Here is a 12,163-nt window from a genome sequence, read left to right as displayed (position 1 = left end):
TATAAATGAGGCAGTACAAATTACTAAACATACTATTTTGCCAGATTTTAGCATTTTTCTATTAGCTATTTTCATGTTGTGTGATAAAAATAGAAAAAATTCATGTTTGAAAGTAAACGCAGGTAAAAGTCCTCGTTTCAGCTAGTGATTATTTCGTGTAAAATGCGGCGCATTATCATTGCCAATAACGAGTAACATACCATGCAAATCAACATGCCCGATATAGCCGACACGGCACCCGCCTTACAAACAGGTAAATTAGACTGGGTTGGCATGGCTGAAATTGAGTTGCCATTTATTTTTGAATCGCGTGATACATCCCCAGTTACTGTTAATGCTAAAGCCCGCGCCTTTGTTAATTTACACAAAGAAGATGCTAAAGGCATTCATATGTCACGCTTATACTTGGCACTAGATACGCTATCAACCGAGCAACATGTTAATCCACAAACATTAGCGGGCACTCTAAACTCTTTTATTGCCAGCCATGAAAACTTGAGCGATAAAGCACAAATTGAGTTTAAGTTTGAGCTGCCACTGCGCCGTAAATCACTATTAAGCGGCAAAGTAGGTTGGAAAAGCTACCCTATTATATTAACGAGTACTATTGAGCATAATATTATTAGTTATGAGCTGAGTGTTGATGTTACTTATTCATCAACTTGCCCATGCTCTGCGGCACTTGCGCGCCAGCTTATACAAAATGCATTTAGCGAAAAGTTTAATCAAGAAACATTAAGTCAAAAAGATGTACACGAGTGGCTTGGCACAACACAAGGAATTGTAGCAACACCTCACTCTCAACGCTCAATTGCGAATGTAAAAGTAAAACTTGATAACGATATTAATGAATTCGATGTTGTTAGCTTAATTAATACTCTTGAAGATGAACTTAAAACACCGGTACAAGCGGCTGTAAAGCGCGAAGATGAACAAGAGTTTGCTCGCTTAAATGGTCAAAATTTAATGTTTTGCGAAGATGCAGCCAGAAAAATAAAGGCAATTTTAGAGCGTGACAAATATGCAGACTATTGGTTGCAAATAAACCATTATGAGTCGCTACACGCCCATGATGCAGTTGCAATTGCCGTTAAAGGAATTACTAACGGTTACAAAGCATAATAGGTAAAAATACCTTTAAATAAACCATACGATAATAATTTCATAACCACCTGTGTTTAGGCATATAAATTGCTTAACTCAAGCAGTGTCAATTTGTTGTTATGGAGTTATCGTATGGAATTTGCTTTATTATCAATCTTAGTATTAGTCGTAGGTGCATCAATTGTTGCGTCAAAATTTAATGATGACGGCGGAAACCCTTATCCTTTTACGCGTAAACAAAGCGTATTTACACAAGTAGAAAGTGCTTTTTTAAACTTATTAGAACGCGCTGTAGGCGATCAATATAAAATTGTTAGCCGTGTAAAGCTAATTGATGTAATTGACTGTAAAGAAGGCTTATCTCCTAAATCTAAACGCGCAGCAATTGCTAAAGCAAAAAACAAACAACTTGATTTTGTGTTAATCGATAAAGAAAAAATGACGATTGTGGCTGCTGTTGATTTAGTTAACAACGCCAACAAAGATGGACATAAAGCACAACGAGATTGGTTTGTTAATGGTGCTTTAGAAGCTGCGGGTATTCCACATATTCGTATGAAAGTAAAATCAGGATACCGTCCTTCAGAAGTACGCGATGCCATTATGTTTAAACTTGGTAAGCCTGCACCTTCGCAAGCACAACGCCCAGCTCGAAATCGCGTAAACAAACCGGCCGTACTTTCACCATCTCAAGCTAAAGCACATACAACTGCCCTAGCTGAAATTTAACAATTTTGTTTCCTAATTAAATACTCTCCTAAAAGTATTCAAAGCGAGCTGCATAAAACGGCTCGCTTTTTTGTTTTTTATTACTAACTTCACGTATAATAAATTTATTCAAACTCAGGAATTTAAAACTATGAACGTTGGTATTATTGGCGCAATGGAGCCAGAAGTTAAAATTTTACGTGAAGCAATGCAAAACCCACAAATTTTAACAAAAGCAGGTTTTACTTTTTATACTGGCGAACTTGCTGGTAATACAGTAACACTCGTTCAATCTGGTATTGGTAAAGTAGCTTCAACTATTGCTACCACACTACTTATCGATAACTTTAAGCCTGATTCTGTTATTAACACTGGCTCTGCCGGTGGGTTTGACCCATCGCTAAGCGTAGGCGATGTAGTAATTTCGTCAGAAGTTCGTCACCACGATGTAGATGTAACAGCATTTGGTTATGAAATAGGTCAAGTACCACAAATGCCACCTGCTTTTATTGCTCACCCTAAATTGGTTGAAGCCGCGCAGCAAACAATTGCACAAATTAGTGAAGTAAAAACCTTAGTTGGCTTAATTTGTACTGGCGATACATTTATGTGTGACCCTGTACGTATTGATAAAGCACGTAGCGATTTCCCAACAATGCTTGCTGTTGAAATGGAAGGCGCATCTATCGCGCAAACATGTTTTGCACTTAATACACCATTTGTTGTTATTCGCTCTATGTCTGATATTGCTGGTAAAGAGTCACCACAATCATTTGAAGAGTACCTAGAAACGGCATCAATCAACTCATCTAAAATGGTTGTCGCACTGCTTGAAAAGCTAACAGCAGTTAAGCTGTAAATGCTAAGCAATATTGTTCAAAATCATTTGGACTTTATTGTATTTATTATAGCGCTCCTTGCTGAGCGCTTTTTACCATTAGTAAGTTGGTATCATCCTAATACCGCTTTGGTTGCTGTTTTTAATGCAATTGGCAAACGAATATATAAAAGCAAAGAACCCAATAGCTATCAGTACTTATCCTCATTGTTGGCAAGCACACTTATTTTAAGCGTTATCCTCACTATTATTATTCTACTATTAGAATTTGCTTTTTACCCTGAACTACTTGCGGGGCTTATTTTATACTTATGTTTAGAGAGTAAAAGTATTGATAAAAAAGCACTGCGTATTGCAAAACTAACTAAGCAAAATCAAAAATCTACAGCTCGCGAATTATTAAAGCCTTTACTCGCGCGTGATGTGAGTAAGCTTTCAGCTCCAGGAATTATTAAAGCGTTAATAGAGAGTTTAATACTGCGAACCGCACGTTACTATTTTGTCGTTATATTTATATTTTTAATATTGGGTCCTATTGCTGCACTTGCCTATAGATTACTAACTTTAATCCAGCAAGCATGGCGAAATGAAATAGCACCTAATAGCCCTTTTTTAAAACCATTGAAAATAATTCTTTTTGTTATAGAGCTTATTCCTATGCGCTTACTTGCCCTGACTATTGCAGCAAGTAAAGCAACCAAACAAAGCATGCATTACATAAAGCATTATGGCAGGCACTTTTATCAAAAAAATACTGGTTGGCTACTAAGTGCATGCTCAGCATCACTTGGTGTACAACTAGGCGGACCCGCAGTCTATTTTGGTGCACGCTTTAATAAAATGCGTATTGGTACTGATAGGCTTCCCACTGCTGACGATGTACCCGTAATAATTAACAGATTAAATCAAGCTCGTGCATTTTGGCTATTAGTCATTGTGGCTGTTGAAATATTAAAAGTGGTTTAGTGCCTATTTTCTAAAAATTATTTACCCCTCTAAAATACAAACACAAAAAAACCAGCCTAAGCTGGTTTTTGTTTATTACCTGCGGTATTAAGCAATGGTAATGTTTGCAAACTTACGTTTACCTACTTGGTAAATAGCCGTTGTACCTTTTGCTACTTCAAGTTTGGTGTCTGTAATTTTATCTTCGCCGTTAAGTTTAACTGCACCTTGCTTAATCATGCGCATAGCTTCTGACGTACTTGCCACTAAATTTGCTTCTTTAAGTAAGTTAGCAATTAATATAGTGTCTTGATCAATCGTTACAGTCACTTCTGGGATTTCATCTGGTAACGCTTTTTTCTGAAAGCGTTGAATAAAATCGTCATGAGCGGCTTGTGCATCTTGTGCATTATGAAAACGAGTAATTAACTCTTTAGCTAGTTCAATTTTAATATCGCGTGGATTAGTACCTTGCTCAACACGCTCTTTTTGAGCTGCAATCTCTTCAATTGAAAGTGCACTTAACAAGTCATAGTAACGCCACATTAGTACATCACTAATAGACATTATTTTACCAAACATATCGTTCGGTGCATCAGTAATACCAATGTAGTTACCAAGCGACTTAGACATTTTTTGAACGCCGTCAGTCCCTTCAAGCAATGGCATCATTAATACTGTTTGCGGTTTCTGACCTTCTACTTTTTGCAGCTCACGCCCCATAAGTAAATTAAAACGCTGATCAGTACCACCAAGCTCAACATCAGACTCAAGTGCAACAGAATCCCACCCTTGTACTAATGGATATAAAAATTCATGTATTGCAATTGGCTGACCGCTACCGTAACGCTTTTTAAAGTCATCACGCTCTAGCATTCTAGCTACAGTTTGATTTGCTGCTAATTTGATCATACCCGCAGCGCCTAACTTTTCCATCCAGGTAGAGTTAAAGGCAACTGTAGTTTTAGCCGGATCAAGAATTTTAAAAACTTGCTCTTTATACGTTTCAGCATTGGCAAGTACGTCTTCGCGAGTAAGTGGCTTACGCGTTACGTTTTTTCCTGTAGGGTCACCAATCATTCCGGTAAAGTCACCAATTAAGAAAATAACCTCATGTCCTAGGTCTTGAAACGTTTTCATTTTATTAATTAGTACAGTGTGACCTAAGTGTAAATCAGGTGCTGTTGGATCAAAACCAGCCTTAATTTTTAGCTTTTTACCCGACTTTAGTTTTTCAACTAATTCGTCTTCAATTAATATTTCTTCTGCACCGCGTTTTATCTCTGCTAGAGCGGTTTGTAAATCCACTGTGTATTACTCCAAAATTCTGCCGACGAAGGGGGCGACTAGTTACTTGCGCAATCACGGTTTAAAAAGGTTTAAACCGAATTTATATATATTGCTAACATAACAAATTTTTACCTAATTTAAATAAATTTTTAAACGATTAATGCAACTTAATAAAAAGAGTACAGTCTCAGTTTAATATGCAGTTAAAAAAGGCTTTCAAACCCTAATTTTAGCGCAATTTGACGCCAGTTTAAATCTACAAAACACTGGTATTCGTACATTATTCGTTATATCCTGAGATATTATGTATTTATTATGTTGACAGCAGGAAAAGGCACTTTATGGTACACGTGGTTAACACGCTCCCCAAAAAACACAAATTGCTTATTTTAGGTCTGGTTTCTGCTATTACTGCTTTGACCTTTCTTCCTTCTGAAAAAGCGACTGCATCCAAAGATAATAGTGTTAACGCACTAGAAATTGGTAAGCGCTATGATTTACAAGTTAAAGTTGATAACAACGAAAAACTTACCGAGTTAAATTCAGAACAAGCGGCAGAAAAGCTACCAGAATACGACCTAGTCGATCACCAAGTTAAGAATGGTGACAATTTAGCTATTATCTTTAAACGTGCTGGATTTTCGGCACAAACGCTCTATAAACTAGTTAACACTAATGCAGAAACGCGCAAACTCACCAAAATTCATCCAGGTGAAGTATTAAGTTTTGCAACCGCTGAAAATGGCGATCTCGCTCAGCTGCGTTATGTGATATCTAAAACTGACACCTTATTTGTTACCTTAAATGATGAAGGTAATTACGATACAGCCATTGATAGCAAAGAAATTGAAACTCTGACTAAAACAGCCGGTGGCGAAATTTCTAGTAATTTTTGGACCTCAGCTATATCAGCTGGTTTAAGCGAACGCCAAATAATGAACTTTGCTGATATATTTGGCTGGGATGTAGATTTTGCGAACGACATTCGTAAAGGTGATCAGTTTGGTTTAATTTACGAATCTCATTACGTAGATGGTGAATTTATTGGCACTGGCAAAATTATTGCCGCTGAATTTATTAACCAAGGTCAACGCTTTGCTGCTATTCGCCATACAGATGGTAGTTTTTATACTCCTGAAGGCCGTAGTATGAAAAAAGCGTTTTTACGCGCCCCAGTTAATTTTAAATATATAAGCTCAAGCTTTAATCCTAAACGTTTACACCCAGTTACAGGACAAGTTAGAGCTCACCGTGGTATCGATTTTGCAGCTCGTACAGGCACACCAGTTGTTGCATCGGGAAATGGTAAAGTAATTAAAGCAGGTTACAGTAAATATAATGGCAACTATGTATTTATCAGCCATGGTACGCAGTATGTAACTAAGTACTTGCACCTAAATAAAAAGCTAGTTAAAACAGGTCAAAAAGTTAAACAAGGCCAACAAATTGGTACTGTAGGATCTACGGGTAGAGTTACAGGCGCACATTTACACTACGAATTTTTAGTAAATGGCGTTCATCGCAACCCTAAAACAGTAAAACTACCTAAGTCAGAGCCATTACCGCGCTCAGAACTTGCTAAGTTTAAGCCAATTGCTGATAACTTTATTGCTCAGCTTGAACGTAATCGTGAGCTACAATTAGCACTTAAGTAAAACTCACTTATAAAAAATAAAAAAGCCTTTGCGGAGTTAATCTGCAAAGGCTTTTTTGTATATATTATTTAGCTACTTTATTAATACCCATAAGCTTAAATAATTTATATGGGTTAATACAGTACATAGATAAGCTGAATCACTAAAGACACCATCACTAAGGGCCAAATATATTTACTATATTTAGCTGCCCCATCAAGCCCTATTTTACTTTGATACTTTTCAAGTAACGGTATAAGTATAACCAGTGCTACAAACAAGCTTATTAAAATAACAAATATATTCATATCAATGCCCTACTTATGGTAATTCATGGCCTTTAGCGCTTACATAAAGTGCATACCAATGCTCACGAGTTAGCTCTACGTTAACAGCATCACAAGAGGCTTTAATGCGCTTAGCATTAGTCGTTCCTATAATTGGTTGAATAGAAGCTGGATGGCGAAGCAACCAAGCAATTACAATAGCTTCAGCAGAGGTGCCATAAAGCGCAGCCAGCTTATTAACTAAAAGGCTGGTGTTTATATCTGCCTGCGACGCATTAGATAAATCACTACCAGTATAAAGCCCTTGGCATAAACTCCCCCAGCTTTGAATTTGAATATCAAAGTGGCGACAATACTCAATACTACCTGATGTAAAGTTAATATTTTTGCCATCTACATTTCCAGCATAAACACCTTCATCAACAAACTGATGTTTTTGTAAGCTCGCTTCAATTTGATTAGCGACTATTGGCATATCAAGTGCGTGCTGTAAAAAGTTCATTTGATGTTGCTGCATATTAGACACTGCAAAGTGACGTACTTTACCGCTTTCTTTTAAGCAGCTAAATACTTGAGCTATTTCTTCTACTTCCATTAGCGGATCAGGTCTGTGCAGCATAAGTATATCTAAGTACTCTGTATTTAACCGCTTTAGAGACGCCTCCACTGATTGCTCAATCCAGTCAGCCGAAAAATCATAACGCTTTGGACCATGCTCATCTTCAAATTTAATTCCGCACTTAGATTGAATATACATATGCTCTCTAAGATCTGGTCGCTCACTTAATGCTTTACCAAATACTTGTTCGGCTTTGCCAAATGTATAAATATCAGCGTGATCAAAAAAGTTAATACCGCCTTCAATAGCATGATCTATACAGTCGTGTGCTTGCTTAATATGCGAGCTATTAATAGCGTCTTTATTCCAACCGCCGCCTAACCCCATGCAACCAAATACTAGTTTACTAACATTTGGTAAATATTTTGCCAAAGGTCTATGAAGCATTATGACTATCCTTAAAATTGCGAAGAGTTGTTACTGTAAACAAAAAGTACTAAACAAGAAACCATTAAGCGATGGAAATAAAAAGCAAAAAAAAGCGCAGTAAACTGCGCTAAATCATTTATTAATTACCAAGTTAATTATTAGCCAACAAGTGCTAATAAAATACCTGCGGCTACGGCACTACCAAGAACGCCCGCAACATTTGGTCCCATTGCATGCATAAGTAAAAAGTTATGAGGATTGCTTTCAAGGCCTACTTTATTTACTACTCGTGCCGCCATTGGCACAGCAGACACACCCGCCGCACCAATTAATGGGTTTATAGGTGTTTTAGATATGCGATTAAGCCCTTTTGCCATAAATACGCCCGATGCCGTACCAATTGCAAACGCAAGTGCGCCAAGTACTAAAATACCAATCGTCTCAACAGTTAAAAACTTATCTGCAGCAAGCTTTGAACCTACAGCTAAACCTAAAAATATAGTTGTAACGTTGATGATTTCGTTTTGAGCACTGTTACTTAATCTATCTACAACACCCGACTCTCGCATTAAGTTACCTAAACAAAACATACCTACAAGCGGTATAGCAGCCGGTAAAAACATAGCCGTTAAACTCAGTACCATAAGAGGGAAAATAATCTTTTCCTTTTTAGATACTTTACGAAGCTCTGGCATCTTTATTTTACGTTCTTCTGGGGTTGTTAATGCACGCATAATTGGCGGCTGAATAATTGGCACAAGTGCCATATATGAGTATGCAGCTACCGCTATTGCACCAAGTAAATCGGGTGCCAGTTTGGATGCTAAAAATATTGCAGTAGGTCCATCTGCACCACCAATAATGGCAATAGCCGATGCATCCTGTAGGGTAAACTCAAAGCCTGGCACATAATTAAGTAATATAGCGCCAAACAGTGTAGCAAAAATACCAAATTGTGCAGCCGCACCTAATAGCAACATACGTGGGTTTGCAATAAGTGCGCTAAAGTCAGTCAGCGCCCCTACTCCCATAAATATCAGCAGCGGAAAAATCCCCGTATCAATACCCACATAATAAACGTAATACAAAAGCCCACCTGGGTCTGACAATCCTGCCACAGGTACATTTGTTAAAATTGCACCAAAACCAATAGGTAATAGTAATAGTGGTTCAAAGCCTTTAACTATCGCTAAAAACAGTAATAAACACCCTACCGCAATCATTATTAACGATGGGATTGTAAAGTTAGCAATGCCAGTAGCATTCCAGAGGTTTAAAATACCTTCCATCCTCTATTTACTCCTAAGCTAATGCAATCATAGCGTCGCCAGTAGATACAGCATCGCCTTCACCAACTAACACTTCAGCAACTGTTCCGGTATGCATTGCGCGTATTTCAGTTTCCATTTTCATGGCTTCCATAATAATCACTACATCACCTTCGTTAACAACTTGCCCAGCTTTTACTTTAATTTTAAAAATATTACCTGCTAAAGGTGCATTAAGTGTTTCGCCCGATGCAACCGATGCAGACTGAGGAATGTGCTCAGAATCCTTTAAAGTTACTTCTTTGAGTTCACCACCTTGCGCTACAACTACGTCGTAAACTTTACCGTCTACTTTTACGCTGTATTGCTCAGCTTTAACGCTACTATTATTTGAGCCTGATTTTGGTGCTATCTTATTGCTCTTATCTTCAACAGTAGGAATAGGCTCAAATGCATCAGGGTTATTACGATTTTTAATAAACTTCAAACCAACTTGTGGAAATAATGCATAAGTTAGTACGTCATCAATTTGCTCATCAGCAAGTGTTAAACCTTGCTCTTGCGCTTCTTTTAATAATTCAGCTTCAAGCGTTGCAAGCTCTGGTGCAATGTTATCTGCAGGGCGACAAGTAATAACCTCTGCTCCATCAAGTACACGCTCTTGTAGCTCTTTATTCATTGGTGCTGGTGTTAAGCCATATTCACCTTTTAATACACCAGCAGTTTCTTTAGTGATTGTTTTATAACGCTCACCGGTTAGCACGTTAAGTACTGCTTGAGTACCTACAATTTGCGACGTGGGTGTTACTAAAGGTAAAAAGCCAAGATCTTCACGTACACGTGGGATCTCAAGTAAAACCTCATTAAGCTTATCTGCCGCGCCTTGCTCTTTAAGTTGGTTTTCCATGTTTGTAAGCATGCCACCAGGTACTTGAGCTAGTAAAATACGACCATCAACCCCTTTTAAGCTACCTTCAAATGCCGCATATTTTTTACGTACATCTCTAAAGTAAGCCGCAATTTCTTCTAGGTGGTTTAAATCAAGGTCAGTATCGCGCTCGGTACCTTCAACTATCGATACAATCGTTTCAGTTGCGGTGTGTCCGTAAGTCATACTCATAGATGAAATAGCGGTATCAAGCATATCAATGCCTGCATCAATCGCTTTTTGATAAGTCGCAGTACTTAAACCTGTTGTAGCGTGGCACTGCATAGCAATAGGAACCGATACTGTTTCTTTAAGTGCTTTAATTAGTTTTTCAGCATCGTACGGCTTTAATAAACCCGCCATATCTTTAATACAAATTGAGTGACAGCCTAAATCTTCTAATTGCTTAGCAAGAGTTAACCACATATCAAGTGTATGAACAGGGCTTACAGTATACGAAATAGTACCTTGAGCATGTGCGCCTACTTTTATAGCCGCTTTAATCGCTGTTTCTAGGTTACGCACATCGTTCATTGCATCGAATATACGAAATACGTCAACGCCATTTTTATGTGCGCGTTCTACAAATTTTTCAACTACGTCATCAGCGTAATGGCGGTAACCTAATAGGTTTTGACCGCGTAATAGCATTTGCTGTTTAGTATTAGGCATCGCTTTTTTAAGCGCACGAATACGCTCCCAAGGATCTTCGCCTAAATAACGAATACACGAATCGAATGTAGCACCACCCCACGATTCAATAGACCAATAACCTGCATCGTCTAACTTGCTAGCAATAGGTAGCATATCGTCTAGGCGCATACGTGTTGCGAGTAATGATTGGTGCGCATCGCGTAATACCAATTCTGTTAATTTTAATTTAGCCATGTGTGTGCCCCTTATTTATTATTTGATTTGTACTGAGCAATGGCAGCACTAATAGCAGCGATGTGCTCATTTGGCACACCTTGAGATTTAAAAGACGGTGATTTAGCTGGTGATGCCTCTGGTTCGCTATAGCGCGTCACCAAATTAGACATAAGCGTTACTGCACCAATTAATATCGACAGAAATACAAACACCCCAACCATACCAGTTAGCATTAAGCTACCAGCCGTTGTGAGTAGAGCACCTATATCCATTTTTCTCCCCCTTGAAACCCATATCGAAAATAAAAAATCGATTTAATTAAATATTTATTCACTGAATAATAACAAAACTAGTCGCTTTGTCTACATCTTGTAAATTGGTAAAACCAATTAAACTATAAACAACATAACACTCAACTAATTTACATGCCATAACCCAGCAATCATGCGCTCTACAATACATACAAGAAATAACGACTATAGCTATTAGTTATATGGAAGTTGTTAATTAACTATTCAGCTTAATTAAAATAAACGTCAAACTTCAAAATAAACATAAAAACACACATCAATTGTTAATTGGTCTTACCAAGAATATTATTCTCAATGAATATTTACCAATAATTTGCAACAGTGTGAATAACTTACATAACAAAGCGTAAAAGTTACTAACTAGCCACTAACTTAAAACACAGTTAAAACGAATAAGCAATTGATATAAAAGAAAAATAAAATATGGCATGTAACTCGCATTAATAAATTTGAGCAAATTTGATAAACCAAGGAGAAAACAATGTTACGCTGGACAATTACATTTTTAGTTATTGCTTTAATCGCTGCAGTGTTAGGTTTTGGTGGCATCGCAGGTGCCGCAGCTGGTATAGCAAAAATTATATTTTTTATCTTTATAGTACTTTTAGTGATCTCATTAGTTTCAGGTGCACTACGTGGTAAATCACCCAGGTAGATAAAGCATTCAACTAACAAACACTGAAATTTAATAAACACTTACAAGGAATCACATTATGAATTCAACAACTGTAAAAGCAGCACTAATCGGTCTATTCGCAAGTTTTTTCATCATGGGTTGTGAAGACAACCATGCAGAAGATGCAGGTGAGCGTATTGATGAAGCAGTAACAGACGTGCAAAATAAAGTAGAAGACACGTGTGAAAATGTTAAAGAAGGCGTAAACGCTGAAGAAACTAACTGTTAATTCTTCTGGTATCGCTAAAAAAACGGCTTTCGGGCCGTTTTTTTGTGCCTGTAATAAAATCACTGACTATAAAGCTGCTCATTTAGA

13 protein-coding genes are annotated in these 12,163 nt (G+C 37.6%); 7 read left to right on the top strand and 6 right to left on the bottom strand.

Going from position 1 to position 12,163, the window contains the following annotated elements:
- Positions 1–201: 201 nt before the first annotated feature.
- The 4 genes from folE2 to ampE all read left to right on the top strand — a co-directional run bounded on the left by folE2 (position 202) and on the right by ampE (position 3,616).
- Positions 202–1,122: a GTP cyclohydrolase FolE2 gene (gene folE2, locus GQR56_RS01415; RefSeq protein WP_024612208.1), complete on the top strand. Its 921-nt coding sequence runs from the start codon at positions 202–204 to the stop codon at positions 1,120–1,122.
- A 114-nt stretch (positions 1,123–1,236) separates the two neighbouring features.
- Complete coding sequence (locus tag GQR56_RS01410) at positions 1,237–1,833, top strand: DUF2726 domain-containing protein (RefSeq protein ID WP_024612207.1); 597 nt, start codon at positions 1,237–1,239, stop codon at positions 1,831–1,833.
- A 130-nt stretch (positions 1,834–1,963) separates the two neighbouring features.
- Complete coding sequence (gene mtnN / locus GQR56_RS01405) at positions 1,964–2,671, top strand: 5'-methylthioadenosine/S-adenosylhomocysteine nucleosidase (protein WP_166108907.1); 708 nt, start codon at positions 1,964–1,966, stop codon at positions 2,669–2,671.
- Positions 2,672–3,616, top strand: coding sequence for a regulatory signaling modulator protein AmpE (ampE, locus tag GQR56_RS01400; protein ID WP_166108906.1), 945 nt, complete (start codon positions 2,672–2,674; stop codon positions 3,614–3,616).
- An 87-nt stretch (positions 3,617–3,703) separates the two neighbouring features.
- On the opposite strand, the gene tyrS is transcribed toward ampE, so the two are convergent.
- The gene (tyrS, locus tag GQR56_RS01395; RefSeq protein ID WP_166108905.1) at positions 3,704–4,903 is read right to left on the bottom strand and encodes a tyrosine--tRNA ligase; all 1,200 of its coding nucleotides are present in this window, start codon (positions 4,901–4,903) and stop codon (positions 3,704–3,706) included.
- A 323-nt stretch (positions 4,904–5,226) separates the two neighbouring features.
- Between tyrS and GQR56_RS01390 the strand changes: the two genes are divergently transcribed.
- On the top strand, positions 5,227–6,540 hold the full coding sequence (locus tag GQR56_RS01390; protein ID WP_024612203.1) for a peptidoglycan DD-metalloendopeptidase family protein: 1,314 nt from the start codon (positions 5,227–5,229) through the stop codon (positions 6,538–6,540).
- A gap of 113 nt (positions 6,541–6,653) precedes the next feature.
- On the opposite strand, the gene GQR56_RS01385 is transcribed toward GQR56_RS01390, so the two are convergent.
- The 5 genes from GQR56_RS01385 to GQR56_RS01365 form a co-directional block, all read right to left on the bottom strand.
- Positions 6,654–6,827 (bottom strand): hypothetical protein, encoded by a 174-nt coding sequence (locus GQR56_RS01385; protein ID WP_166108904.1) that lies wholly within the window; start codon positions 6,825–6,827, stop codon positions 6,654–6,656.
- 13 nt (positions 6,828–6,840) lie between these two features.
- The gene (locus GQR56_RS01380) at positions 6,841–7,812 is read right to left on the bottom strand and encodes an aldo/keto reductase (RefSeq protein ID WP_166108903.1); all 972 of its coding nucleotides are present in this window, start codon (positions 7,810–7,812) and stop codon (positions 6,841–6,843) included.
- 140 nt (positions 7,813–7,952) lie between these two features.
- A complete protein-coding gene (locus tag GQR56_RS01375; RefSeq protein WP_166108902.1) occupies positions 7,953–9,083 on the bottom strand; it encodes a sodium ion-translocating decarboxylase subunit beta in 1,131 nt (376 codons plus the stop codon).
- Positions 9,084–9,096: 13 nt separating this feature from the next.
- A complete protein-coding gene (oadA, locus tag GQR56_RS01370) occupies positions 9,097–10,878 on the bottom strand; it encodes a sodium-extruding oxaloacetate decarboxylase subunit alpha (RefSeq protein WP_166108901.1) in 1,782 nt (593 codons plus the stop codon).
- Positions 10,879–10,889: 11 nt separating this feature from the next.
- Positions 10,890–11,132: an OadG family transporter subunit gene (locus GQR56_RS01365; protein ID WP_007583814.1), complete on the bottom strand. Its 243-nt coding sequence runs from the start codon at positions 11,130–11,132 to the stop codon at positions 10,890–10,892.
- A 520-nt stretch (positions 11,133–11,652) separates the two neighbouring features.
- Between GQR56_RS01365 and GQR56_RS01360 the strand changes: the two genes are divergently transcribed.
- Both GQR56_RS01360 and GQR56_RS01355 read left to right on the top strand, forming a co-directional pair.
- Positions 11,653–11,826, top strand: coding sequence for a DUF1328 family protein (locus tag GQR56_RS01360; protein ID WP_006794345.1), 174 nt, complete (start codon positions 11,653–11,655; stop codon positions 11,824–11,826).
- Positions 11,827–11,884: 58 nt separating this feature from the next.
- Positions 11,885–12,076, top strand: coding sequence for a hypothetical protein (locus tag GQR56_RS01355; protein ID WP_024612200.1), 192 nt, complete (start codon positions 11,885–11,887; stop codon positions 12,074–12,076).
- Positions 12,077–12,163: the final 87 nt, after the last annotated feature.

It is taken from the genome of Pseudoalteromonas sp. Z9A5 (assembly GCF_011378875.1).
Taxonomy (GTDB): domain Bacteria; phylum Pseudomonadota; class Gammaproteobacteria; order Enterobacterales; family Alteromonadaceae; genus Pseudoalteromonas.
This window is presented reverse-complemented; position numbering and strand designations above follow the sequence as displayed.